Consider the following 25,613-nt stretch of genomic DNA (forward strand, 5'->3'; position numbering starts at 1 on the left):
CCGGCGTTGATGCCGGGCCAAACGGATTAGCGAACAAACACCCGGCTTGGATGCAATTCGCCAGCCTTGTAGGTTCCAACGGCCACCGCCTGGCCGTCGAGGGAGGCCCAGGCCTCGTCGCCGTATTCAACGGTGGCGGCCAGCACCATACCAGGATTGCCGTTGCGCAGCTTGGCAGCGCCCTCGGGGGTGCATTTCAGTTCAGGAAGGTCCTCCAGGCCGATTTCCAGTGGCTGGATGAATTCATCCAGTTCCGGTGTCCGGGCCAGCTCATTGACCCGTTCAAGGGTCAGACCGTTTTCCACTTCAAACGGGCCAGACCAGATCCGGCGCAATTCGCGCACGTGACCGTGACATCCCAGTTTGTCGCCCAGATCCCGCGCGATGGAGCGGACATAACCGCCCTTGCCGCAGGTCATTTCCAACGTCACGTGATCGGCATCGGGGCGATCGACCAGCAGCAGCTCTTCGACCCAGAGGGGGCGAGCGGCGATTTCAAACTCTTCGTCGGCGCGGGCCAGTTTATAAGCGCGCTGGCCGTCGATTTTCACGGCCGAAAATTTCGGCGGCACCTGCATGATATCGCCAAGGAACTGCGGCAGGGCGGCGATGATCTCGTCATCGCTGGGGCGCGTATCGCTGGAGGCAATCACTTCGCCTTCAGCGTCATCGGTGTTGGTAGCCTGACCTAACCGCACGGTGAACCGATAGGCTTTTAGTGCGTCGGTGATATAGGGAACTGTCTTGGTGGCCTCGCCCAGAGCGACTGCCAGAACGCCAGTTGCATCGGGGTCAAGCGTGCCTGCATGGCCTGCTTTCTTGGCTTCCAACGCCCAACGGACCTTGTTCACGACCGAGGTCGAGGTGATGCCGGCGGGTTTGTCCACCACCAACCAACCAGAAATATCGCGGCCTTTGCGTTTGCGTGCCATGTCGTTCCCCGAATTACAGTGAGGCGCGCGGCGTAGCTGATGGGGGGAGGGCTGTCAATTCCAGTTGGCGAAACTGCGCTATTTGTCTGTAACTACACCCACCACCGGACCCATCATAAACCCATTATCGCTACGTCCCACCGAGGGCGCGTGCAGGCGCGAGATGTTGCCGTCGAAATACAAGGCACTGGGAAGTTTCAGGTGGTCCCGGAACAGGCGACCGAACTGGTGAAAGGTGACAGCATTGCGCGAGATGGCAAAAACCACCCGTTTGCCATCAGCCGAGGTGCCAACGCCGTTGCGGATGTAAAACGAAGTCGAATCGACCAGGAACCGGGGGTGCAGCTCTCCGTCGATCACCAGCATCGGGCCGGATTGGGTCGCGTGGGTGCAGTTGATACCCGAATCGCGAAATTTCAGGCTTTCATAGACATCAGCGCGGCCCTTGCGGATGCAGAAAACCCCGTTAGGCAGCAAGCCAAAATTACCGGGACCTGCATTGGGGATCAGTCGCATCTGTTGTTGCTGGTCTTCAATGTACAGACCAACCGGTGAGCGGTCGGCGTGGTACATGCCGGCGTTGGTGGCAAACGCGAGCTTTTTGCCCTCAGATTCCAAGGCTGCGTCGATTGAAGAGAAACTGCCATAGACCGTGCCGCGCTCATCGCGCAGGAACAGGCGTAGCTGCTCGTTAGAGGCATCCACCTCGCAAACCGTATAACGGCTGCCGTCATAGGTGATATCGTTGCATTCAACCGCTGCAACAGGGGCAGCACAAAGCGCTGCCAGCAGTACCAGCAGCGCCCTGATCACTCTTCGATGTCGCGGCGCACCGCTTCCTGGTTCAGCAGGCGCTCTGTTTCGTCCATCCGGTCAAAGGTTTCATCCAAACGGAACCGGAATTCGGGCGTGTGCTTTAGTGCGGTCTTCTTGCCAACCAGTCGCCGAATCTCTCCCATGTTCTTGGCGAGCAGTTTCAGCACGTCCTCTTTGCCCTTGCCGCCCAATGGCAGCACATAGCAGGTGGCGATACGGAGGTCGGGAGAGGTACGGACCTCGCCGACGGTGATAGAGAGACGGTTCAGCTCGGCATCATGTACGTCACCACGCGCCAACACTTCCGACAGGGCACGTCGGATGAGTTCGCCAACACGCAGTTGTCGTTGAGAAGGAGCACCATCATTGAATTTGTTCTTAGCCATACATCCGATCTAAGCGCAAAGTGAGACTTTGCCAAGCGGTGCCAGAGCGGTTAGGAAAAAAGCAGCTTGTGAGAAAAGGGTTGGGCAGATGGTGGATAAGCCAGGGATCGTGATTACCGGTGGGTCAGGGCGGATGGGGCAGATGCTGATCCGCACTGTGCTTGACAGCGACAAGACGCGGCTGGTTGGCGTGGTTGAGCGTTCAGGTCATGCTTGGGTCGGTCAGGACGTTGGCGAAGCCATGGGCGGTGCGGCGATTGGTGTTACCGTTACTGATGACGCGCTAAAGGCATTTAGTAAGGCGCAGGCGGTGATTGATTTCACCGCCCCTCAGGCGACACTGGAGTTTGCCGCATTGGCTGCACAGACCCAGACGGTCCATGTGATTGGTACCACTGGCATGTCCGAAGAGCAGATTGCACGGTTAGAGCCCGCTGCACGGGATGCAGTCATTGTGCGGGCCGGCAACATGAGCTTGGGTGTGAACCTGTTGGTTCAGCTGACCAAAAAGGTCGCGGCGGCGCTGGACGAGGATTTTGATATCGAGGTGATCGAAGCGCACCATCACCACAAGGTTGATGCACCATCGGGAACAGCCCTGATGCTGGGCGAAGCTGCGGCTGAAGGACGTGGTGTGAAACTGTCGGATGTGTCGGACAGTGGCCGCGACGGGATTACAGGTGCGCGCAAGCGGGGCGACATCGGGTTCAGTGCCATTCGCGGCGGTGACATCGTGGGCGAACATGACGTGCTGTTTGCCGCCGCCGGAGAACGCATCGTGCTGCGTCACATGGCGACCGACCGTGCGATTTTTGCCCGTGGCGCGCTAAAGGCGGCGCTGTGGGGGCAGGGCAAGGCAGCGGGCCAGTATGACATGCTGGATGTTCTGGGCCTGTAACAGACGTTGAAGGAGCGGCCCTTGGGCCGCTGCCTGTGGCAGGAGTATTTGGGGCAAAAAGAAACCTATGTCTTTTGCCCCAAGTGAACGATTAGCTGTTCGCTGGTTCGATCATGTCCACGCGGGTGGCGTGACGGCCGCCTTCGAACTCGGCATTCAGGAAGGCGTCGACGATAGCAAGGGCCAAGCCTTTACCCACAACGCGCGCGCCGAGCGACAGCATGTTGGCATCGTTGTGTTGACGGATCATTGCGGCCGAGAAGGTGTCAGAGCAGATACCGCAGCGGATTCCAGGTACTTTGTTGGCAGCCATCATGATGCCCTGACCGGTCCCGCACAGCAGGATGCCCAGCTGGCAATCACCCGAGGCAACCAGATCTGCAGCAGCTTTGCCGTGAACCGGGTAGTCGGTGCTTTCTGGTGTGGTGGGGCCAATATCAACCACTTCCCACCCCTGCGACGCAACATGGTTGGCAATGGTCTGGCGAAGCGGAATGTCGGCGTGATCGCTAGAGATGGCGATGCGTTTGCTGGCAGTCATGAGGTGTAATCCCGTTTGTCTAGGAGCGTTGGCGGCTGAACCGGGTGTGGATCATGCGACCTTTACTTTGTCATTTGCTGATTTTCAAATGATAGTATCGACGCCGGGGCGCAAAACAGGGCGCGTTGATCAATTGCACCCTGTTCCGTTTTACTGAGCGCTGCTTTCCAACCCGACGGGGCGGCCAACAACGGTAAAGTGCAAGCCGTCCGGGTCCATGAGTTTGGCCGCAAAACTGTTCACATCTTCCAGCGTGACCGCGTTCACCTTGTCGTTGCGGGTGGCGATATAGTCGATGGGCAGGCCCTGTATCTGCATCCCGACCATGATCGAGGCTATCGGGCCGTTGCCGTCAAACCGCAGCGGATAGGCGCCGGTCAGATAGGTTTTGGCATCCTGCAGTTCTTTCTCGGTCACGCCTTCGGTGGCCATGCGGCGCCATTCGTCGCGGATCACCTGCACCGCTTCGGCCATCTTGTCATTGGCCGAGGCGACCGAGCCCATATAGACCGCTGCTAGATCACGCGGCACCAGATAGGAATAGACACCGTATGTCAGGCCGCGCTTTTCGCGGACCTCGGTCATCAACCGGCTCTCAAAAGAGCCTCCACCCAAAATCTGGTTCATCACATAGGCCGCGAAAAACTCTGGGTCATCGCGATCGATGCCGATTTGACCAAACAGTGCCACTGATTGCGGTGTGTCAAAGTCGACTACTGTGACGCCGCCGGGGATGGTAACTTCGGCTGGGCCGGGGATAGCCGCGCCGGATTCGGGCAGGTCGCCCAGCAGCGTATCCAGTAGCGCGCCCAGCTGTTCGGCGTTGATGTCACCCACGGCCCCTACATAGAGCCTATCCCGGGCAAAAACGGCCTTGTGGGCGTCGATCATGTCTTGCCGGGTCAGGGCGGTGACGCTGTCGATGGTGCCCTTGCCATCGGTACCATAGGGGTGATCACCATAGGTCATGGCGGCAAAGGCCTTGCCCGCAATTTCATTGGGGTCTTTGGTGTCTGAACGCAGTCCCGACAGAACTTGCCCACGAACCCGGTCCACAGCAACTTGATCAAAGCGGGGCTGGTGGATGGTGTCGCTTAGCAGGGCGATTGCTTCGTCGCGGTTTTCGCTTAGAAAACGGGCCGAGATTGAAGTGGTGTCTTTGCTGGTGTCATATGAAAATGAGGCGGCTAGTGCCTCTAGCGCTTTGGCATAGTCCTGCGCCATAAGATCGCCGGCGCCTTCTTCTAGCAGCCCTGCCATCAGATAAATCGCGCCGCGCTTGCCGGGGGCATCCAGCGAAGTGCCGCCACGAAAGCGAAGCTCCAGCGCAGTAAACGGAATCGAGTGATCTTCGACCAACCAGGCGGTGATGCCTCCGGGCGAAACCACTTCTTTGATCTTCACCTCGGCCACTGCAGGCAAGGCAAGAAGGCAGGTGGCGAGTGTCGCCACAATCAGTTTGAAGCGGTTCATTGGGAGACCTCCTCGTCTCGCATCAACCAACCGGTTACCGAAACCTCGGGCTGGAGGACTTGTTTGGCGGCTGCGATGATTTGTTCTGCGGTGACGGCCTGCAGGATATCGGGCCATGCCTGCACATCCTCGACCGTCAGACCCGACGTCAATGCCCGGCCATAACGGTTGGCAATGCCATCGACATTGTCGCGGGCATAAATTTCAGAGGCACGCAGTTGTAGTTTGATCCGGTCCAACTGTTCGGCATCTACGCCGTCTTCCAGAAAGGCAGCATAGGCACCGTCCAACGCATCCTCTGCTTCCTGTAGGGTGACGCCTTCACTGGGGACGATCAGCAGCGAAAAGGTTGTGTCATCCAGCGACATGCCTGAATAGAACGCGCCGGTATAAACCGCGGTCTGTTTTTCGAATTGCAGGGCATTGGCCAGATAGGATGTAGTGCCGCCACCCAACAGCTCTGCCAGTAGAAACAGGGCTGCTGCAGTTTCCTGATCACCACTGTCACGTTCGGGCGCCAAATATGAGCGCTGGACATAGGGTTGGGCTACCCGCGGGTCTTTGAAGGTCATGCGCCGTGCCGCAGTTTGCGGCGGTTCTTCGGTACGTAGCCGTTCGGGCAGGTCAGGGTTGGCAGGGATCACGCCATAGTATTTCTCGGCCAGTGATTTTACCTCGTTCGGATCGACATCGCCAGAGACAACCAGAATAGCGTTATTGGGCGCGTAATAGGTGCCGTAAAAGGACAGGGCGTCATCCATGTCCAGGGTTTCCATTTCATGGCGCCACCCGATGATCGGCACCCCGTAGCGGTGATTATGGTACTGCACTGCGTTGGCTTGTTCGCGGAACAGTGCGCGTGGGTTGTTGTCGGTGCGCTGGTTGCGCTCTTCCAGAATAACTTCGCGCTCAGTGACGATATTTTCTTCGGTCAGCCGAATGTTGACCATGCGGTCGCTTTCCATGCTCATCATCAGTTCCAGCCGGTCTGATGCAACACGCTGAAAATAGGCGGTGTAATCATGGCTGGTAAAGGCGTTGTCGCGTCCACCGTTGGCTGCAACCGTTGCAGAAAGTTCGCCTGCTTCCAACTTATCTGTGGCTTTGAACAAGAGGTGTTCCAGATAATGCGCCACCCCAGACTGCCCCTTGGGCTCATCTGCTGACCCGGCGCGGTACCAGACCATGTGCTGGACCACGGGTGCGCGGTGATCTTCGACGACAACGATCTGCATGCCGTTGTTAAGTTCAAAACTGGATACCAGTTCCTCACTTGCGATTGCGGCTGTAGTCCAGCTGGTTGAAAGTATCGCAGTGGCCCACGCGATCCGTTTGATCATGCGGCATCCTCCTTGTTAAAACAGGCCTAGCAAATGGTAACGTAGCGCGCAAAAAACGCGGTCTAGGTCCATGGACGTTCTAATTGGTATTTCAGGGTCTTATGGGGCGCGGTCAAGATTGCCGCGACCTGCCTGTCGAAATTGTGAGTATTATTCGCCCGGAGGAGCCGAAGGAGTGCCATATCCGGAGTTACGGAACCATTGGTTGATCTTAAACGGATTGAGCGTTTCTTTATCGTAGGCTTCTTCGTAGCGGTCGACAGCAAAAAGTTTGAACCGTGCGGTTCTGTTTTCACGCTTGCGAAAGGCGGCGTCCTCGGCAGCAAGAGAGGCTCGAATGTCGGGTTGAACGCCATACCGGCTAGAGGCCGTAACCAGAGCGCCATCACTTGTCGGGACACCACCACCTGAATTCAGCGCTGCGGGGTTGCCACCAAGGGCTACTACTGCATCGGCCTGAGGATTCTGATCTGTAAGGTTGGATCCGCCTGGAGTGGGCGTAGGCAACAAAGCGTAGTTCTCAGGAGGCGTCAGTTGCCCTGCAGGCATCACCATAAATTCATCTGGTCCAGTGCTGGGCTGCTGTAGTTCACGCAGGCCTGATGAGCCGCAGCCCGAAATGGCTAACGCTGTGGTTACAAAAATTACACCCAGTGGGATCCGCATGGCCCCGTACTCCTGCCTGTTTGAGGTGCTTTTACAGCATTTTATTTCCAAGGTCACGCGGCCTTTTTATCCCGGCTTTCAAAGAAGATCAGGCCAGCGGCGCCGGCGAAAATAAAGATGTCGGCAACGTTGAATGAATAGGGGTTCCGAATGCCGCAGCAAGACATATTGAGAAAATCCAGAACGTAGCCATACATCAGCCGGTCGACCACATTTCCCAGTGCTCCACCGATTACCAAACCCGCAGAAAGCTGCATCCAGCGCGACGGATGCCAGCCCCGAATCCAGACCGCTACAGCGACACAGATAACCACCGACACTCCGACCAGGATCCAGCGCATCGCATCCGAGCTGTCGCCGAACAGGCCGAAGTTGATGCCAACATTTTCAGCATAGCGAAAGTTAAGCAGGGGCGGGAATACGTCGATGCTGCGGACGCGCCACAGCTGCATCCAGTGGACAACCAGATACTTGCTTGCCTGGTCCAGAACTAGGGACGCTAAAGCGGCCCAAAACATCCAACGCATTCCCATAACCCTGCGTAACTCCTTAGTGGCGGAAGTGGCGCATGCCGGTAAAGACCATGGCCAAACCAGCCTCGTCTGCAGCAGCGATTACTTCGTTGTCGCGCATTGAGCCACCTGGCTGGATAACACAACTGGCACCGGCTGCGGCTGCTTCCAGCAGACCATCCGCAAACGGAAAGAAAGCGTCCGAAGCGACGGCAGAGCCCTTGGCCGGGCTTTCTGGCATTTCAAGAACATCAGCCATCCGTTGAGCCTTGGAAGCTGCCACATTGGCGCTGTCCAGACGGCTCATCTGGCCGGCACCAACACCGACAGTCGCGCTGCCTTTGACATAGACGATGGCGTTGGATTTGACGTGTTTGGCGACTTTCCAGGCAAACAACAGATCCTGCATCTGTTCGTCTGTCGGCGCTTTCTTGGTCACAACCTTCAAATCATCCATGGCAACATAGCCAACGTCTTTGTCCTGAACCAGCATGCCACCGGACACCTGTTTGTAGGCGACAATTGGCGCGCGGGTGTTGGGCAGACCATCGGTCAGCAACAGACGCAGGTTTTTCTTGGCGGCAAAAATAGCTTTGGCTTCATCAGACGCACCCGGAGCGATGACCACTTCGGTAAAGATCTCAACGATCTGGGTGGCTGTTTCAGCATCCAGCGGTTGGTTCAGTGCAACGATGCCGCCAAACGCCGACGTGCGGTCGCAGTCAAACGCTTTTTGGTAAGCCTCGGTCAGCGTCGCGCCACGTGCCACACCGCAGGGGTTGGCGTGTTTGATGATCGCAACGGCTGCGGTTTCGGTTGGGTCAAACTCGGCAACCAGCTCATAGGCCGCATCTGTGTCGTTGATGTTGTTGTACGACAGCTCCTTGCCCTGCAGCTGAACCGCTGTTGCTACGCCCGGACGATCAGAGCCATCTGTATAAAAGGCTGCTGATTGGTGGCTGTTCTCACCATAACGCAGCGTTTGCTTTAGATCACCCGCAAAGGCGCGGCGCTTGGGCGCTGCCAGTTCCAGTGCATTGGCCATCCAGTTGGACACTGCCGAATCGTATGCCGCGGTGCGGGCATAGGCCTTTTGTGCCAGGTTCTTACGGAAACCGAGACCAGTGGCGCCGTTGTTTTGATCCAGCTCGCCCAGCAGTTCTGCGTAGTCTTCGACGTCTACAACCACATTAACAAAGGCGTGGTTCTTGGCGGCTGCACGGATCATTGCAGGGCCACCGATGTCGATGTTTTCGATGCAGGTGCCATAGTCTGCACCTTTGGCCACAGTTGCCTCGAATGGATACAGGTTGACCACCAGTAGGTCGATCTCGCCAATGCCGTGCTCTTTCATTGCTGCCACATGTGCGTCGTTGTCGCGCAGGGCGAGCAGGCCACCGTGAACACCGGGGTGCAGGGTTTTGACGCGGCCGTCCATCATTTCAGGAAAACCGGTGACGTCAGCAACGTCTTTTACCGTAAGGCCGGCATCGCGAAGCGCCTTGGCAGAGCCGCCGGTGGAGAGCAGTTCAACGCCGCGCTCAGACAGGGCTTTGCCCAGCTCGATCAGGCCAGTCTTGTCAGATACGGAAAGCAGCGCACGGCGTACGGGGTGAAGGTCGGTCATAACAGGGCAGTCCTTTGCAGGCTCAGTCAGGGATCTCGGGGTCATCCCGAGTAAGGTCGCGCACGGCAATCGCAGTCTCTTGGGCTTTACTTAGCGTCCACCGCACGCGGGTCGCATACTGCATCGCCCGCCCAGATAGAATGATTTGTTTTGTCGCGCGTGGTTTTAAACGGTTCTTTTCCAGATAAACGCTTGGTTCCAGCTTTAACTCGCAGTTTCCATCGTGACGAAATACCCAAATTTCACCGCTTCTAAGCGCCATGGATACCGCAGTTCCACCTAAGTCAAGGGCAGCGTCCACTTCGGGGTGCAAATGCAGACGAATATCGAACCCGACCCCTTTCAGTGACAGCGCGTCCATGGCCCGGTCGAATTTCCGTTTTGATGCGTCCTCTAGCGCCAGCAACATATCCTCGCCCGATAGCGACCGACCATCAAAAGACAGCTCCAGCGAGCGCGCATGGGTCAGACCAAAATGCCGGTCGAATCCATTGTGGCCACCCTGAAAGCGAAAACCGCTGTCAACTTCGCTTAATTCAACCGGCACATTATCCGGAGATTCTGTCAGGGCTTCATGACCGCTACCTTTTTGCGGTGGCTTTAGTCGGGAGCTGGAATGGCCCTCGATACATAAGGTCGAATGTGACGGGGTTGCGCGTCCGGCCCGACGCCATTCAACGCCAAAAGCCTCGCCAGATCCGCAATTGACAATGAAAGGTCGTCGCCCCGAGCTGAGTTCAAAAGCCAACGTCGAAGCATGGCCGTTATTCGAGGCCGCGCCAAGCGGGGGCACGCTAGCGTCGACAATGACTGAGCTGCGGCCAGCTGATAGCCGGGCATAACCCATCGCCAACCCGTCCGCGTGGTTCCCAGCCACATGGCTGGCCGCTAATGCGTGATCCAGCCAACCTTCCAATCCACGGCCGCCACCATGAAACCGAGCTAAGCTGCCGTCACTATGACGGAGAGTGCGCAGGGTCGGTGCGATACGTTCTATAGCTTCGGTATGAGCATGCGGTACCGTACGTCCTGCCTCGTGCAGGGCTGCAGCTGCCCATGTTAGCAGTGTGAAAACTTCTAGCAGTTCTTCTGGGTTGCGGGTTGGCAATCCGCCTAGATCGTCGATCTGTTGCTCACATTCATGGGCCAGAGCTTTGATCGCTGGGTCGGCTAGTTCTTCACGCCCTTCTAACGCTAGTCCGGCGTAGATCAATCCGGTCAGGGCTTCGAAACGGGGCAATCCGGGCGAAGCCCCTTGCCAGCGGTGTGACAAAAACCATGTCTGCTGCGAGAGAGAGCGGAAAAAGGCTTCGCTGGCAGCCTTGTCCTGACCACGTAACAGAAACAGCGCGTGGTTTATCCATCGGATCACACGTCGACCTGTCAGGTCGGGCGACCAGCCTACGCCGCTACCCTTGCCGTGTGCTTTTATCCAGCCCCAAAGCCATTTCTGCGCTTTTTCGCGTGCAGGTAGGTCGCCAACTGAGGCCAGATCATCAAGCCAGGTAAACCCATTACGTTCTGCATCAAAGGCAACGTCAGGGGCTTCGACCTCCCACAATCCGGTTGTCGGCGATTCGACCAGGTATCCGGCAAATAGCAAGTTACCGGCTACCAACTGCCGCCCACGGGCGAAACTGCCAATAGTACGGGGTTCCGGCTGTGAGACGAATCCGGTCACGGACGATTGCCTGCGCGCTAAACGCGCGTAGAGACGGTTCATAAAGCGGGTGCTGCGACTCGCTGATCTATCGTGTCTGGACATGCCCTTCGCCTCATACGCTCTGTTGGCGTTTTGGCGGAGCATAGCGCGGGCTGTTCAGCAAGTCACCGATTGAATGCAGGCATCTGGGGACCCTTAGGCAGCTTTGCGCAGACAAGCCATGTAGAACCCGTCCATTCCTCCACGATCCGCCCAGTAATCAGGCCGCAAACGAAGACCACCTTCTTCGGTGATCCAAGCGGGATCGACACCGGGCAGGTTTAGCGCTTCACGATCAACCGTCATGTCGGGGAACATCTCCAGCGCCTCTTCGACCTGACATTCACCTTCGTCCGGTAGCAGTGAACAGGTGCAAAATAGCAAGCGGCCGCCGGGTTTCACCAGTGTCCACGCGTGGGCCAGCATCTGGGCCTGCAACTCGATCAACGGGCCAAACTCGCTGCCATCTTTGGCATGGGGTAGGTCAGGGTGACGGCGAATGGTGCCGGTGGCCGAGCAGGGCGCATCCAACAGCACGGCGTCGTACTGTCCCTGTTGTTCCAGAGCGTCCTCCACGATGGTCGAAGCGACGAGGCCAGTGCGAGTCAGGTTCTCCTGAACCCGCGCCATCCGGCCCTTCGAGATATCGACTGCGGTAACCTTGGCTCCAGCAGCTGCTAATTGCAGTGTTTTGCCACCGGGCGCAGCGCATAGATCCAGAGCAGTTTCACCCGGTTGCATGTTCAATACGCGAGCGGGAAGCGCTGCAGCGGCATCCTGTATCCACCACGTGCCATCGTTAAATCCGGGGAGCGCAGAAACTTGACCTGCATCTTTAAGGCGCACAGAGCCTGTTGGCAGTGCCTCACCACCCAAAGCGGATAGATCTGTGCCCGGTTTGCTGCTTATGTCTAGCGGCGCGCCGTTGAAATGAGCCTTCTCAATCTCCAACATTTCGGGATTGCCCCAAGCCTGAGCCAAGGGACTACGCAGCCATTTCGGTAGTCGCGGGACGCGCAGGCTGGCCCATGCCTCGGGGCCTTCATCTGCGATCTTGCGCAACACCGCGTTGACCAGACCTTTCAGCTTGCCATGGCGTTTGTGCTTAGAGACGATTTCAACCATGGAATTCACCACACCATGAGCAGCTGCGCCTTGGCACAGCTCCACAGTCCCTAGACGCAGGGCATTATGGACCATCAATGGGGTCGACTTGCGCAGGTGTTTTTTCAACAGCCGGTCGGCGCGTTCCAAACCGCGCAGGGTTTCCATTGCCAGACGCTGTGCCCGCGCTCGATCTTCGGGTGGTAGTTTGTCCAAAGCACCAGAAGAGAGAATTTCAGGGAGCAAGCGCCCTTCGCCGAGTACCTGATCCAGCAAGTAGATTGCGCTGCGGCGCGCCTGAGTTGCCGATTGGGTGGCGGGTTTGGACATTTTCAGCTCCTAGAACGGGCAGGGTGCGGGTTGTTCCCGCGAGACAGGGGCGTATATCATGGGTTCAGCATAAAGGAACCCGCGATGAGCGATCAAACTCGATCAGACAATTCAGATTTGCCACCAGCGGCCATTCGCGCCTTGGCCGAGGCCGAAGAGCGTCGCAAAGCAGCTGAAAGCAAAGCACCGCTACCCAAAGAACTGGGTGGGCGTGATGGTCTGGATCCTGCCCGGTACGGGGACTGGGAGAAAAAAGGTATTGCCATCGACTTTTGAGGCGAAGGGTGGAGTTGGGGGCTAGCCCCCAAACCCCCAGGATATTTTTGGCCAGATGAAGCCTGGATCCGGTTATTCGCCGTAGGGCACCCAGATGTTTTTCACCTCGGTTGCGGCCTGCAGGAAACGTTTGGTGTGGTCTTGCGACCAGTCTATCGCCAGACCATGGTTGACCCAGGTACGTTTCAGGTTACCTGCGGACGCGGCCTCGATTGTCGCGGACAGGTTGCTGGAAGAGAAGCTCCAGACGGCATCCACGTTTAGATGCGCGGCCAGTGGCTTGGCGACCTCGGTGTGATTTCCAGTTAGAATGTTGACCACGCCAGCTGGGACATCCGAGGTGTCCAGGATCTGATAGAAGTCGGTCGCGGCAAGCGGATAGGGGTGCGAGGCTGAGAGAATCACCCGGTTGCCCATGGCGATAGCCGGGGCCATGACCGAGACTAGCCCGAGCAGCGGCGATTCATCCGGGCAAAGTGCGCCGATAATGCCGACTGGTTCCTTCATCGCCATAGCGACGCCACGAATTGGTACGTTGTGCACCTGTCCGTCGTATTTGTCGGCCCAGGCAGCGGCAGAGAACAGGCGCTGGATCGCGGCCTCTACCTCGGTGGCGCCGGTGCGTTTGCCTGCCATGATGTTGATCCGATGGGCGAATTCGTCGGCGCGGGCCGAGAGGTTTTCACCGATATAATACAGGATCTGCGCGCGCAGGTGACCAGTGGTCTTGCTCCAGCCCTTGGCCCCGGCTGCGGCTTCGACCGCGTTGCGCACGTCCTTGCGGTTCGCGATGCCAACATGGCCCAATAAAGTGCCGGATTTGCCATAAATGGCCTGTGAATATCCACTGTCGGGCCGCGCCTGTTTGCCGCCGATATACATTTTGGCGGTGCGGTCCAGCGGATCGGCTGTTGCCCCGCCACCTTTGAAAGGTTTGACCAGTTCTAGTGGTTTGGTCTTGGTTTTTGGTTTTGTATAGGCGCTGAGACCCTCCCATCCGCCTTCACGACCAAAGCCGCTTTCGCGCACACCGCCAAAGCCGGCAGCCGCGTCGAACATGTTGGTGCCGTTGATCCAGACCACACCGGCCACCAGTTTTGGAGCGATATCCAGTGCCAGATTGACGTTTTCGCTCCACAGCGTCGCGGCAAGGCCGTAGCGGGTGTTATTGGCGATTTCGACAGCCTCACCCGGGGTGCGGAAGGTGGTTGAAACCAGCACCGGGCCAAAGATCTCTTCCTGCATCAGTGTGTCAGATGTGGTCAGGCCCTCGATCAGGGTCGGGGGATAGAAGCAGCCGCCTACAGGCATGTCGATCTTGGTCTGATACATTTCACCTGCTGTATTGGCGGTGACCAATTCGGTGATAGCGTTCAGCTGCACCCGGTCCACAATGGCGCCCACGTCGATGCATTTGTCCATCGGGTTGCCGATGCGCAGCTTGTCCATGCGGGCGCGCAGCTTGGTGTGGAAAGCCTCAGCAATGCCTTCTTGCACCAACAGGCGTGATCCGGCGCAGCAGACTTGGCCCTGATTGAACCAGATGGCATCCACCAGTCCCTCGACCGCCGAATCAATATCGGCATCGTCGAACACGATGTAGGGGCTTTTTCCGCCCAGTTCGAGTGTCAGGGATTTGCCTGAACCTGCAGTCGCCTCGCGGATGCGGCGGCCAACCGAAGTAGAGCCGGTAAAGGCGATTTTGTCGACTTCGGCTGCAGTGATCATTTCACCAACTGCCCCGTCGCCGGTGACGATATTGACAACACCAGCAGGCAGACCGGCCTGTTGGCAGATGTCAGCGAACAGCATCGCGGTGAGCGAGGTGTATTCCGCCGGTTTCAGCACCACGGTATTGCCCATGGCAATCGCCGGGGCGATTTTCCAGGCCAACATCAGCAGCGGGAAATTCCACGGAATGATCTGACCGCAGACACCCAGAGCTTCGGCGTCAGGCAGCTCGCTGTCCATCAGCTGCGCCATGCCAGCATGGTAATAGAAATGCCGCTGGGCCAGCGGGATGTCGATGTCCCGTGCCTCGCGAATGGGCTTGCCGTTGTCGAGCGTTTCCAGCACCGCAGCCAAGCGTGAGTGTTTCTGCAGCAGACGGGCGATAGCATAGAGGAACTTGGCACGACCCGGTCCCCCCAGCGATTCCCATTTCGGTTGCGCCGTGCGGGCAGCGGCTACGGCACTGTCGACGTCTGCCTGTGTAGCCTGTGATAGCGTTGCCAAAACCTCGCCATTCGCTGGGTTGCGGCTTTCGAACCCATCGGCAGGTGTAGTGAAAGAGCCGTCGATGAAGTGGCCAAAACGGTCGCCCTGATCGACCAGCCAGGCCAGAGCTTCAACTGCGCTTTCGGGGGCGGGGCCATAGTCCATGGTTTCAAATATCTCTTTGACGGTCATTGTGCCATCTCCTGTGCGGGGCAGCCCTGAGGCTTGAGCACGCGTTTGGTCGAAGCAGGGTTGCGCAAAAGCGCGGCGGCAGGGCGGATCGGGCGTTGAGTGAAATTACCGCCGCAATTGGGGCAGGCGCCGTGCAGAACGGTTTCCGTACAGTCAGAGCAAAACGTACACTCAAATGTGCAGATCATCGCCTCGGTACTCTCCGGTGGCAGGTCTTTGTCACAACATTCGCAATTTGGTCGAAGGTCTAGCATCTGATCACCCCATCGCGTGGCGGTAGCCCGCCGAGTATGCGCCGGTGACGTGGTGTTCCAGCTGACGTTCGATATCACCCAGCAGCGACGAGGCACCAAAACGGAACAGGTCGGGTTGTAGCCAGCGATCGCCCAGCTCTTCCTTGATCAGCGCCAGATAGGTAATTGAGTCCTTGGCTTTGGAAATACCACCAGCCGGTTTGTAGCCGACCCGGTATCCAGTTGCGTCATAATAGTCGCGAATGGCGCGGATCATCACCAGTGACACGGGCAGGGTAGCGTTGACGCTTTCCTTGCCGGTTGATGTCTTGATGAAATCAGCACCAGCCATCATGCAAATCAGCGAGGCACGGGCGACATTGCGCAGGGTGCCTAGTTCACCAGTTGCCAGGATCGCCTTGACGTGGGCATCACCGCAAGCCGCGCGAAAGGCCCGCATTTCGTCATACAAAGCCTGCCAGTTCTGGGTCAGTACGTGGCGGCGCGAGATAACGATGTCGATCTCTTTGGCGCCAGCTTTGACGCTTTCCTCGATCTCGGCAATACGCAGGTGAAACGGCGACAGACCTGCCGGAAAACCGGTAGAAACGGCTGCAACTGGAATGTCTGTTCCATCCAGAGCCTTTACTGCCGGGGCAATCATGTCGTGATACACGCAGACTGCGCCGGTGGTGATGCCTTCCATATCCAAAGCCTGAAGCAGCGCAGGGCTAACCGGTTGGCGCGCCTTGGCACACAGGCGGCGGACCCTGCCAGTGGTATCGTCACCGGATAGTGTGGTTAGGTCGATCAGTGTGATTGCCTTTAGCAACCATGCAGCCTGATAATCCTTTTTGACGCTGCGGCGGCCGGGCAAGCTGGCGGCGCGGCGCTCAATAGCTGAGGTGTTGGCCTGCACATTGGCCACCCAGTCCAAATCCAGCGCCATGCCGGGATTGCGCGGTTCAACCAGTTGGCCGTGTTGTTCTATTGATTGGCTGTCCATCATGACGTCCTCGAATGTTCGGCGCAACGGTGACACGGGGCGGCGATCTGCGCAAGCGAGTGGCGCGCAATCCGCACGAAAAATTTGACTAGTTGGACAAAAATCGGATTCTTTTTGCGAATAAGTCGCAATTGCGTTGACTTAGTTGAGAATGGTTCTCATATTCAATCCAAGTTGAACGTTTAGGAGGTCTCCGTCCATGTGGATTCGCCGGTTTGCCCTGATGGGGTTGATGATTGTGATGTCGCTGCCAATGGTAGCTGGCCGAGCTTTGGCCGAGGCGCCATTGAAGGTGGTCGCGACTACCGGCATGATCGCGGATGCCGCGCGTCAGATTGGCGGCGATTTGGTTCAGGTGCGTGGCCTGATGGGGCCGGGTGTTGACCCACACGCCTATCGCCAGACCCGATCCGACATCGTGGCGATGACACGCGCTGATCTGGTCTTGTGGCATGGTCTGTATCTCGAAGCCCAGATGGGTGAGTTCTTTCACGACCTTGCGCGCAAGCGACAGGTGGTTGCGGTGGCCGAAGGCCTGCCCAAGGATATTCTGCGCAGCCATGACACATATGAAGACAAGTATGATCCGCACGTCTGGATGACCCCGGTCTTGTGGAAGCTTGTGGTGGCCGAAGTGCAAAAGGCACTGACCGACGCGCGCCCAGAAGCCGCAGAGATCTTTGCGGCCAATGCCGAAACCCACCTGGCGGATCTGGATCAGTTGATTGCCTATGGTGACAAGGTTCTGGCAACCGTGCCGGATCGCAACAAGGTTCTGGTTACAGCCCACGATGCCTTTGGTTATTTTGGTCAGTCTTATGGGTTCGAGGTTCTGGGCATTCAGGGCATCTCTACCCAGTCCGAGGCAGGCCTGAACCGGATCGGAGAACTGGTGAACATGTTGGTTGAACGTCAGATCGACGCAGTGTTTGTCGAAAGCTCGGTCTCGGATCGTTCTATGCGGGCGCTGATCGAAGGCGCAGCGGCGCAGGGCCACGAAGTCCGGGTCGGTGGAGAGCTGTTCTCGGATGCGATGGGCGCTGATGGCACTTATGAAGGCACCTATATCGGCATGCTGGACCACAATATCTCAACCATAGGTGGGGCGCTGGGCGCTGAAGTGCCTGAACGCGGTATGGCTGGCAAACTGTCGGCGGGATCCTGATCATGTTGGATCTGGCAAGCAGCAACGGACAAGTCCAACAGGACCAAGGGCTAGAGGATAGCCCGCTGACGATCCGCGGATTGACGGTATCCTATGGTCAGAAACCTGCTGTGTTCTCGGTCGATATGACGGTTGAAGCGGGAAAGATGACTGCGATCATCGGCCCTAACGGCGCTGGTAAATCTACCATGCTCAAGGCTGCGCTGGGTATCGTTTCACCTGTTTCTGGGCAGGTAAAGGTCTTTGGTCAACCACTGGATGACAAGCGCGCCCGCATTGCCTATGTGCCGCAGCGTGCCAGTGTAGACTGGGATTTCCCAACCGGTGTGATTGATGTGGTCCTGATGGGATTATACCGCGAGTTGGGCTTGCTGGGCCGTCTGCGAGGCGATCACAAAGCCAAAGCGATGGATTGCCTTGATAGGGTCGGCATGGGCGACTTTGCGACCCGTCAGATAGGTCAGCTATCCGGTGGCCAGCAACAGCGCGTGTTCCTGGCGCGGGCCTTGGCGCAGGGCGCTGATCTGTATTTGCTGGATGAACCTTTTGCTGGGGTGGATGCGGCGACAGAAAAAGCGATTATCAGTGTGCTTAAATCTCTGCGTGAGGCGGGTAAAACCGTTGTCGTTGTGCACCATGATCTGGCAACCGTGTCCGACTATTTCGACAACGTATTCCTGATCAATACCCGCAAAGTGGCCGAGGGTACCGTGGCCGAGGCCTTTACCGCAGACACCCTGCAAGCCGCCTATGGTGGCCGTCTGGCAACGGCGCAGGTCGACCAACTCGCGCTGGCTCTGGGGTAACTGACATGTTGATCGATGCTCTGCTGTTGCAGCTTGGCTATAACGCCACGCTGGTGGCTATTGGTGCGACCTTGCTGGGGATTTCGGCCGGTGTCACTGGCACATTCCTATTCCTGCGCAAACGGGCCTTGGTGAGTGATGCAATCTCGCATGCGACTCTGCCCGGTGTCTGCCTTGCCTTTATTCTGATGGCCAGCTTTGGCGGCGACGGCCGTAACCTGATCGGCTTACTGCTTGGTTCTGCGGTATCTGCCAGTGTGGGCCTGTGGTGTCTGAACTGGCTGACCCGTAACACTCGTTTGGCCGAAGACGCGGCAATTGGTTCGGTTCTATCGGTCTTCTTTGGCTTTGGTATTGTGCTGTTGACGGTGATCCAGACACTGGGTGTTGGTCGTCAGGCCGGGCTCGAAGGGTTCCTGCTGGGATCGACAGCCGGGATGTTGTGGACCGATGCAATGGTGATCGCGGTTGGCGGCGCGGTGACCTTGTTGTTGATCATGTTGATCCGCCGTCCGATGACATTGGTGGCCTTTGATCCTGAATATGCCGCCGCGCGTGGCCTGCCTGTCAGCAAAATCGATATGGCGATGATGGGGCTGGTGATGGCGGTGACTGTAGTTGGGCTAAAGATCGTAGGCCTGATCCTGATCGTGGCCTTGCTAATCATCCCGCCTGTTGCCGCACGATTCTGGACGGAGCGATCCGATTATGTGGTTCTGTTGGCCGGATTAATGGGTGGCGTGTCGGCCTATGTTGGCGCCGCTCTGTCGGCTTCGGCCCCAAACTTGCCAACCGGCCCAATCATCGTGTTGATGAGTTTTGCCTTGTTCTTGATCTCGCTTCTCTTTGCCCCCAGCCGAGGCGTGTTGGCGGCGATCTTGCGTCACTTCCGATTCCAGCGGCGGGTGCATATGCGTCAGGGCCTGCTGGCGTTGGCACAAGGCCAGCCGATCTATGAAAAACTGACTCTGCGACTGCTTCGTAAACGCGGGTTCGTCCGCGCTGACGGAGTGTCCACCGACAAAGGCAAGGCCCGCGCGGCCAAGGCGCTGCGGGATGAACACCGCTGGGCCGTGGTACGAAGTGATCAGGCGCATGAGGCGGCGGCAGCCCTATATGACGGGCTACGCCAGATCGAAACAGTACTGACCCAAGACCAGATCGCCGAGGTAGACCGGCAAATTGGTGGCCCCAAGGAGATTCTGGCATGAGCGGTGAAGAGTTTGTCCCCCTGTCGCTGACCCCGCTGCTGATTGGTATTTTTGCCGCCGTGGCCTGTGCCTTGCCGGGCAATTTTCTGCTACTGCGCAAACAGGCGCTGATCGGTGATGCTATCAGCCATGTGGTGCTGCCGGGTATCGTTGTGGCCTTTTTGCTGACGGGCGCAATCTCGGCCGCGCCAATGATGCTGGGCGCTGCTGGCGCGGCGGTGGTTGCCGTGGTGCTGATCGAGGCAATTCGCCGTTTGGGCCGGATCGAACCGGGCGCAGCGATGGGTGTGGTCTTCACCACCATGTTTGCCGGCGGTGTGCTGCTGCTAGAGCAAACCGATACCTCTTCTGTGCATCTGGATGTTGAGCATGCGCTCTATGGCAATCTGGAAAGCCTGATCTGGCTGGACGCTGTTGGCTGGTCCTCGCTGCTAGACCCCGAGGCTTTGGCCCATCTGCCGGTCGAGTTGCCCCGGATGGCGCTGACACTGCTGGCGGTATCGTTGTTTATCGCGGTGTTTTGGCGGGTGTTGAAAATCTCAACCTTTGACGAGGGCTTTGCCCGCACCATGGGCATCCGCACCAACCTGCTGGGGATGGCGCTGGTAATTACCGCAGCCGTCGCAGCTGTCGCAGCCTTTGACGCGGTAGGTTCGATCATCGTGATTGCTATGTTCATCTGCCCACCTGCGGCAGCACGAATGATATCAAACCAACTGGAAGGTCAGGTGGGTTGGAGCGTCGGCTTTGCGGTGCTGTCGGCCACGTTTGGCTATGTTCTGGCAGGTTATGGCCCGCTGTGGCTAGGCGCACAGGATGCTGTCAGCGCGGCGGGGATGATCGCAACTGTATCCGGTGTGATCTTGGCGATTGCCGCCCGATTTGGCCCGTGTCGAACACGTAGTGGTGCGCCGGTAGGTGTGTAAGCGCCGACCCTATTGGGCTGGTAGAATCTCTCACCTCTGCTAAATTTAGCGGTATGAATACGCCAGACCCCCAAATCAACGACAGTGCCCGCCCCGTCATCCGCCAGTTGGACGACGCTGCCATCAACCGCATTGCCGCAGGAGAGGTGGTCGAACGGCCTGCCTCGGCAGTAAAGGAACTGGTGGAAAACGCTATCGACGCTGGCGCACGCCGGATTGGTATTGAAATCGCCGATGGTGGCAAAACGCTGATCCGTATCACCGATGACGGCTGTGGCATGTCGCCCGAGGAATTGCCTCTGGCGTTGTCGCGCCATGCTACCTCAAAGATCGATGGTTCGGACCTGTTGAACATCCACACTTTTGGTTTTCGTGGCGAGGCATTGCCCAGTTTGGGTGCGGTGGGAAGGCTCAGTATCACCAGCCGCGCCGAAGGTCATGACGCAGCCCAGATCAAGGTGGCGGGTGGCAAGATGGAGCCGGTGCGTCCCGCGGCGCTGCGCTCGGGCACAGTAGTGGAGCTGTCCGATCTGTTCTACGCGACTCCGGCACGGTTGAAATTTATGCGCACCGATCGTGCCGAGTCGCAGGCGATCTCGGATGTGATCAAACGGCTGGCGATGGCAGAACCCTCGATCGGGTTCACCCTGCGCGATGTGTCCGGCGGCGGACAAGGCCGCGTGATGTTCCGCGCTGATCCGCTGAGTGGCGATCTGTTTGATGCTCTGCACGGTCGGTTGGCTTCGGTTCTGGGGCGTGAGTTTGCTGAGAACGCGCTGAAGATCGACGCTACCCGCGATGGCATTCGCCTGTACGGCTATGCCGCGTTGCCAACCTATTCACGCGGCGCGGCAGTTGCGCAGTTCCTGTTCGTCAACACGCGCCCGGTGAAAGACAAAATGCTGCAAGGCGCCCTGCGCGGTGCCTATTTCGATTTCCTGAGCCGCGACCGCCACCCAGCAGCGGCGCTGTTCATTGATTGCGATCCTGAAATGGTCGACGTCAATGTCCATCCGGCCAAGTCCGAAGTCCGGTTCCGCGACCCCGGTATAGCCCGTGGATTGATCGTGTCCTCGCTGCGTCATGCTTTGGCTGAGGCGGGGCATCGGGCCTCAACCACAGTGGGCAATGCCACACTGGGCGCGATGACGCCCGAACCTGTGGCTGCGCCAGGTATGCCGCCACGCGTTTATCAGATGGATCGCCCGTCAATGGGTGCACGTGGCGCATCTTATGCCGCCCAACGCCCTGCGGACCTGCCTCCCAGTATGGGTTTTTCCGAACTGGCCGAGTGCTATAGCGGCCAACTGGTCGAAGCCCCGGGGCCCCCGTCGGATGCGGGACAGGTCCCTGCGCCCGGGGCCGAACAACTGCCGCTTGGTGCGGCACGTGGGCAGGTGCATGAAAACTACATCATCGCCCAAACCGCCGACGGTATGGTTATTGTTGACCAGCACGCGGCACATGAGCGGTTGGTCTATGAAAAGCTGAAGAACCAAATGGCCGAAAACGGCGTCGCTGCGCAGGCCTTGTTGATCCCTGAGATTGTGGAGCTAAGCGACAACGACAGCGCCAAGTTGCTGGAAGTGGCGGATGATCTGGCCAAGTTTGGTCTGGGCATTGAACCCTTTGGTGGCGGGGCGGTAGCAGTACGCGAAACCCCGGCTATTTTGGGAGAGGTCAACGCCGAGGCAATGATCAAGGATATTCTGGACGAGCTGGACGATCAGGGCAGCAGCCAGTTGGTGCAGGCCAAGGTTGAGGCGATCCTGAGCCGGGTGGCTTGCCATGGCTCGATCCGGTCGGGCCGTCGGATGCGGGGTGAAGAGATGAACGCCTTGCTGCGAGAAATGGAGGCCACGCCGCACTCTGGTCAGTGCAACCATGGCCGCCCTACCTATGTCGAATTGAAACTGACCGATATTGAACGGTTATTTGGGCGCTCGTAAGCGTCAGAGCACTTAATTACCGGGAGTTTTCCTGTGCAGATAGACCCCTCCTTGTGGCCCGTTGTGGCCCTTGCCTTGGCTGCGGCAGCCGTGTTGTTTGCTGTTCTTTGGATAATGACGCGTAAGCAGATTTCTGTGGTCGAAGATCTGAGGCGTGAAAACATTGAGTTGCGTCAGACCTGTGCCTCGATGCAGACCGAGGTTGCGCGGCTGCCGGAGCTGAATGGTGAACTGGCCGCGCTGCGGCAGTTACGCGACGGAGAACTTGCTGCTCGGCATCAGGCCGAGGCCGAAGTGCGAGCGTTGAAGAGTGAACACGAGGCGCGGTTGGAAGAATTGGGCAAGATGAACAAGCAGCTGGAACACAAGTTTTCAGCGATGGCGTCGGGGGCTCTGAAACAGAATTCCGAAAACTTTTTGTCACTGGTCAGCGAGCGGTTCAAGTCGCATTCACAAACCGCAGATGCGGACCTAGCCAAACGCCATGCGGCCATCGAGGGCTTGGTCAAGCCGCTGGATGAAAAGCTGGGCCAGTTTGGCGAGCGGATCAAGGAAATTGAGCAGGCCCGGACTGAAGCCTATGGCGCCATTCGTGAGCAGGTGAAGACCCTGACCGAAGGACAAGCGGCTTTGGGTGGAGAGACCCGCAAGTTGGTGCAAGCGCTGCGTGCACCGAAAACCCGAGGTCGCTGGGGGGAGATGCAGCTGCGCCAAGTGTTCGACATGGCTGGCATGGCAGAACATGTGGATTATGACCTGGAAAAATCTCTGGGAACCGATGACGGTTTGCGTCGGCCTGATGCTATTGTGCGTATTCCCGGTGGCAAGAGTATTGTGGTGGATGCCAAAACCCCGCTTGAAGCCTATCTGGATGCGCTAGAAGCGGAAACTCCGGATCAACAGCAAGAACATTTAATGCGTCATGCGGGGCACGTGCGGACCCATGTAAAACAGCTGTCCTCCAAAGCCTACCAAAACGCATTGGGCGAGACACCGGATTTTGTGGTGATGTTTATCCCTGGTGAAACCTTTGTGTCGGCTGCGGTTGAGGCTGACACAGGATTGATCGAATATGCCTTTGAAAACAAAGTTCTGATCGCCACGCCAACCACACTGATGGCGCTGGTAAAATCCATTGCCTATGGCTGGCAGCAGGAAAAGATGGCCGAAAATGCGCTGGAAGTGCAGCAAACGGCCAAGGAATTGTATGACCGGCTGGCGGTATTTTCGCGCAATTTGGCCAGTGTTGGCAAATCGCTGTCCTCATCCGTCAGCAATTACAACAAGGCGGTTGGCTCGCTGGAAGCTCGGGTGCTGCCTTCGGCGCGCAAGTTTGAGACTATGGGGGTGGTTGCCTCGGACGCCGAACTGGCCACTCCGGCGCAGGTCGAAAGTGATGCGCGGCAGGTAACGGATCTGTTTGGTGACGAATAACGTCGCGGTCTGACGCAGGTCTGGAAACGCGCCTAATCCTTCCTAAATACAACAAGTTCACCAAACCTGATAGGTCGCCAGATACATGAGTATACTCTCACCTGACAATGCGCTGCTTAAGCAGGCAGAGGTCGAAGCGGAGCAGGTTGTCTCGCTGTTGCGGATTGCCGTCTCGCTAGGCCTTTTGGCAATTTTCTTTCTGGCCGTGGGTGGCAATCAGGTTGCCCCCGAGCAGTATCTGCATCGACAGTGGGTTTTTGCGGTCGCGACAATGCTTTCGTACCTGACGATGGGGATTGTTGCGTTTTGGATGGCCCGCAGCGGGCGCATTCGTGACTGGATGGTTTGGCCTCTGGTTACCTTTGATTGCTTGTTCATGCTGGCCAATACTTGGGTTGGTCTGGAAAATACAGGGCTGCCTGGAGAGCTGACATTCATTTTGCCGCCGACTTGGATGGTGCCGGTGATCCTGGCTTTTACGGTTCTGCGATTTAACCCCTACTTGCAGGCCTATTGTGTGGCGGTGATTGCTGTGGGGCTGGCTATGTTGTCGCTCTGGCAGCCCGAAGAGATTACACCCTTTATCGCACAGCGCGCTGGTACACTTTTGTCTGGCCCACCAAATATTGTTCGAGTGACGATGATTGTCTTTGGTGGTGTAGTGCTGGTGGTGGCAGCTTGGCGAACGCGGCGGCTGTTGTATCGGTCAATTGCCGAGACCCAACAAAAGGCGAACCTGACCCGTTATCTTCCTGCTCAGCTGACCAACCGTCTGGCGGTTGCCAGCCTGGATGACCTGCGCCGGGGGGAACGGCAGAACATGGCTGTGCTGTTTATTGATATCCGTGGTTTTACCCGTTGGTCGCAGGATCGGGATCCGCAAGAAGTGGGCCGCTACATCACGGATTTCCGGAGTTTGGTACAGGGCTGTGTCGACGCGAGTGGTGGCATGATCGACAAATTCATCGGCGATGCGGCGATGGTCCTGTTCGAAGGCGAGGATGCAGCAGCTCGATCGGTGACATGTGCAGTGGCGTTGGAGCAGATCATGGCAGACTGGTCCCGTGAGCGGCAAGCTAGGGGTGACAACGCTGTTCGTGTTGGGATTGGGGTGCATTGGGGAGAGGTATTCTCGGGAGTGGTAGGTGACCCGCAGCGATTGGAATACACGGTGTTTGGCGACACGGTGAATACGGCATCAAGGTTAGAGCAGCTAACCAAGCAAGAGGGGCAAACCATCATTGCTTCGGCTGCGGTGTTGCAGGCCGCATCGGTGGCACCCGCGTCCGAAGAGTGGAGTGTGTTGCCAGCCGCAGAGCTACGCGGGCGCAGCGGCGGCATCGAAATCTTTGGCCGTGGAATGGGCGCGGGTCGCGCCTGAGTTGTTCCAGATCAAAGATTAGCCTGAGCGATAGGTTATCTGTTAAGATAAGAACTAGCAGATGAAAGGAGCCAAGCCATGCTGGAAATTTCACCCCGCAAGGTCGCACAAGTGGCGATGATGGCGCGGGAGTTGCATCGCGCCGAAGGCGAATTGCGCGCCTTTGTTGATCGGTTGAACGAAGATGAGCAGGCCGAGTTGGTCGCAATCATGTGGATCGGACGCGAGAGCTTTTTTGCCGAGGATCTGGCAGAGGCGATTGAGACCGCAAGGCGGGATGCTTCGACCCCATGTGCGGATTACCTATTGGGATCGCCGCATTTGGCGGACCATTTGGAGAATGGATTGGACGCGCTGGGCATCTCGGCACAGGAAGCAGAAGACAGTCTGATGTAGTCCTTGCCTGAAATGCTCTGGAAGAGCATTTCAGGCAAGGACGGGCGGAGCCCTTAGGGCCGTCTTGGAAATGCTCCGGGAGAGCATTTCAGGT

24 protein-coding genes are annotated in these 25,613 nt (G+C 57.8%); 10 read left to right on the top strand and 14 right to left on the bottom strand.

Annotated elements, in window-relative coordinates:
- Nucleotides 1-26: 26 nt before the first annotated feature.
- The 3 genes from truB to rbfA form a co-directional block, all read right to left on the bottom strand.
- The gene (gene truB / locus DL239_RS13070; protein ID WP_167684544.1) at nucleotides 27-932 is read right to left on the bottom strand and encodes a tRNA pseudouridine(55) synthase TruB; all 906 of its coding nucleotides are present in this window, start codon (nucleotides 930-932) and stop codon (nucleotides 27-29) included.
- 78 nt (nucleotides 933-1,010) lie between these two features.
- A complete protein-coding gene (locus DL239_RS13075) occupies nucleotides 1,011-1,745 on the bottom strand; it encodes a phosphodiester glycosidase family protein (protein WP_369410569.1) in 735 nt (244 codons plus the stop codon).
- A complete protein-coding gene (gene rbfA / locus DL239_RS13080) occupies nucleotides 1,742-2,134 on the bottom strand; it encodes a 30S ribosome-binding factor RbfA (protein ID WP_167684545.1) in 393 nt (130 codons plus the stop codon). Before rbfA ends, DL239_RS13075 begins: the two co-directional genes overlap by 4 nt.
- Nucleotides 2,135-2,222: 88 nt before the next feature.
- Between rbfA and dapB the strand changes: the two genes are divergently transcribed.
- Complete coding sequence (dapB, locus tag DL239_RS13085; RefSeq protein WP_167684546.1) at nucleotides 2,223-3,032, top strand: 4-hydroxy-tetrahydrodipicolinate reductase; 810 nt, start codon at nucleotides 2,223-2,225, stop codon at nucleotides 3,030-3,032.
- 91 nt (nucleotides 3,033-3,123) lie between these two features.
- On the opposite strand, the gene rpiB is transcribed toward dapB, so the two are convergent.
- The 8 genes from rpiB to DL239_RS13125 all read right to left on the bottom strand — a co-directional run bounded on the left by rpiB (nucleotide 3,124) and on the right by DL239_RS13125 (nucleotide 12,327).
- Nucleotides 3,124-3,573, bottom strand: coding sequence for a ribose 5-phosphate isomerase B (rpiB, locus tag DL239_RS13090; RefSeq protein WP_167684547.1), 450 nt, complete (start codon nucleotides 3,571-3,573; stop codon nucleotides 3,124-3,126).
- Between the two features lie 150 nt (nucleotides 3,574-3,723).
- Complete coding sequence (locus tag DL239_RS13095) at nucleotides 3,724-5,046, bottom strand: M16 family metallopeptidase (RefSeq protein WP_167684548.1); 1,323 nt, start codon at nucleotides 5,044-5,046, stop codon at nucleotides 3,724-3,726.
- Nucleotides 5,043-6,386, bottom strand: coding sequence for a M16 family metallopeptidase (locus DL239_RS13100; protein ID WP_167684549.1), 1,344 nt, complete (start codon nucleotides 6,384-6,386; stop codon nucleotides 5,043-5,045). The genes DL239_RS13095 and DL239_RS13100 overlap by 4 nt, the downstream gene beginning before the upstream one ends.
- Nucleotides 6,387-6,536: 150 nt before the next feature.
- Nucleotides 6,537-7,052: a DUF3035 domain-containing protein gene (locus DL239_RS13105; RefSeq protein WP_167684550.1), complete on the bottom strand. Its 516-nt coding sequence runs from the start codon at nucleotides 7,050-7,052 to the stop codon at nucleotides 6,537-6,539.
- Between the two features lie 53 nt (nucleotides 7,053-7,105).
- Entirely contained in the window at nucleotides 7,106-7,585 is a 480-nt protein-coding gene (lspA, locus tag DL239_RS13110; protein WP_167684551.1) for a signal peptidase II, read from the bottom strand.
- 16 nt (nucleotides 7,586-7,601) lie between these two features.
- Nucleotides 7,602-9,191: a bifunctional phosphoribosylaminoimidazolecarboxamide formyltransferase/IMP cyclohydrolase gene (gene purH / locus DL239_RS13115; RefSeq protein WP_167684552.1), complete on the bottom strand. Its 1,590-nt coding sequence runs from the start codon at nucleotides 9,189-9,191 to the stop codon at nucleotides 7,602-7,604.
- Between the two features lie 22 nt (nucleotides 9,192-9,213).
- A complete protein-coding gene (locus DL239_RS13120) occupies nucleotides 9,214-10,956 on the bottom strand; it encodes a heparinase II/III family protein (RefSeq protein WP_167684553.1) in 1,743 nt (580 codons plus the stop codon).
- A gap of 93 nt (nucleotides 10,957-11,049) precedes the next feature.
- Complete coding sequence (locus tag DL239_RS13125; RefSeq protein ID WP_167684554.1) at nucleotides 11,050-12,327, bottom strand: RsmB/NOP family class I SAM-dependent RNA methyltransferase; 1,278 nt, start codon at nucleotides 12,325-12,327, stop codon at nucleotides 11,050-11,052.
- Between the two features lie 84 nt (nucleotides 12,328-12,411).
- Between DL239_RS13125 and DL239_RS13130 the strand changes: the two genes are divergently transcribed.
- On the top strand, nucleotides 12,412-12,603 hold the full coding sequence (locus DL239_RS13130; protein WP_167684555.1) for a DUF1674 domain-containing protein: 192 nt from the start codon (nucleotides 12,412-12,414) through the stop codon (nucleotides 12,601-12,603).
- 72 nt (nucleotides 12,604-12,675) lie between these two features.
- On the opposite strand, the gene DL239_RS13135 is transcribed toward DL239_RS13130, so the two are convergent.
- The 3 genes from DL239_RS13135 to deoC are packed head-to-tail and all read right to left on the bottom strand — an operon-like array spanning nucleotide 12,676 to nucleotide 16,251.
- A complete protein-coding gene (locus DL239_RS13135) occupies nucleotides 12,676-15,012 on the bottom strand; it encodes an aldehyde dehydrogenase family protein (protein WP_167684556.1) in 2,337 nt (778 codons plus the stop codon).
- Nucleotides 15,009-15,266 carry a DUF1272 domain-containing protein gene (locus tag DL239_RS13140; protein ID WP_167684557.1) on the bottom strand — a complete coding sequence of 86 codons (258 nt, stop codon included), beginning with the start codon at nucleotides 15,264-15,266 and terminating at the stop codon, nucleotides 15,009-15,011. The genes DL239_RS13135 and DL239_RS13140 overlap by 4 nt, the downstream gene beginning before the upstream one ends.
- A 4-nt stretch (nucleotides 15,267-15,270) precedes the next feature.
- Complete coding sequence (gene deoC, locus DL239_RS13145) at nucleotides 15,271-16,251, bottom strand: deoxyribose-phosphate aldolase (protein ID WP_167684611.1); 981 nt, start codon at nucleotides 16,249-16,251, stop codon at nucleotides 15,271-15,273.
- Between the two features lie 199 nt (nucleotides 16,252-16,450).
- Here deoC and DL239_RS13150 point away from each other — a divergent pair, with 199 nt between their 5' ends.
- The 8 genes from DL239_RS13150 to DL239_RS13185 all read left to right on the top strand — a co-directional run bounded on the left by DL239_RS13150 (nucleotide 16,451) and on the right by DL239_RS13185 (nucleotide 25,519).
- Nucleotides 16,451-17,416 carry a metal ABC transporter solute-binding protein, Zn/Mn family gene (locus tag DL239_RS13150; protein WP_167684558.1) on the top strand — a complete coding sequence of 322 codons (966 nt, stop codon included), beginning with the start codon at nucleotides 16,451-16,453 and terminating at the stop codon, nucleotides 17,414-17,416.
- Between the two features lie 2 nt (nucleotides 17,417-17,418).
- Nucleotides 17,419-18,222, top strand: a complete 804-nt coding sequence (locus tag DL239_RS13155) for a metal ABC transporter ATP-binding protein (protein ID WP_167684559.1) — start codon at nucleotides 17,419-17,421, stop codon at nucleotides 18,220-18,222.
- A 5-nt stretch (nucleotides 18,223-18,227) separates the two neighbouring features.
- Nucleotides 18,228-19,433 carry a metal ABC transporter permease gene (locus tag DL239_RS13160; protein WP_167684560.1) on the top strand — a complete coding sequence of 402 codons (1,206 nt, stop codon included), beginning with the start codon at nucleotides 18,228-18,230 and terminating at the stop codon, nucleotides 19,431-19,433.
- Nucleotides 19,430-20,359, top strand: a complete 930-nt coding sequence (locus DL239_RS13165) for a metal ABC transporter permease (RefSeq protein WP_167684561.1) — start codon at nucleotides 19,430-19,432, stop codon at nucleotides 20,357-20,359. Before DL239_RS13160 ends, DL239_RS13165 begins: the two co-directional genes overlap by 4 nt.
- Before the next feature lie 53 nt (nucleotides 20,360-20,412).
- Nucleotides 20,413-22,308, top strand: a complete 1,896-nt coding sequence (gene mutL, locus DL239_RS13170) for a DNA mismatch repair endonuclease MutL (protein ID WP_167684562.1) — start codon at nucleotides 20,413-20,415, stop codon at nucleotides 22,306-22,308.
- A gap of 33 nt (nucleotides 22,309-22,341) precedes the next feature.
- Nucleotides 22,342-23,742, top strand: coding sequence for a DNA recombination protein RmuC (locus DL239_RS13175; protein ID WP_369410570.1), 1,401 nt, complete (start codon nucleotides 22,342-22,344; stop codon nucleotides 23,740-23,742).
- A gap of 85 nt (nucleotides 23,743-23,827) precedes the next feature.
- The gene (locus tag DL239_RS13180; protein WP_167684563.1) at nucleotides 23,828-25,123 is read left to right on the top strand and encodes an adenylate/guanylate cyclase domain-containing protein; all 1,296 of its coding nucleotides are present in this window, start codon (nucleotides 23,828-23,830) and stop codon (nucleotides 25,121-25,123) included.
- Between the two features lie 78 nt (nucleotides 25,124-25,201).
- Nucleotides 25,202-25,519: a DUF3775 domain-containing protein gene (locus tag DL239_RS13185; RefSeq protein ID WP_167684564.1), complete on the top strand. Its 318-nt coding sequence runs from the start codon at nucleotides 25,202-25,204 to the stop codon at nucleotides 25,517-25,519.
- Nucleotides 25,520-25,613: the final 94 nt, after the last annotated feature.

This window comes from Parasedimentitalea denitrificans (assembly GCF_011813015.1).
Taxonomy (GTDB): Bacteria; Pseudomonadota; Alphaproteobacteria; order Rhodobacterales; family Rhodobacteraceae; genus Parasedimentitalea; species Parasedimentitalea denitrificans.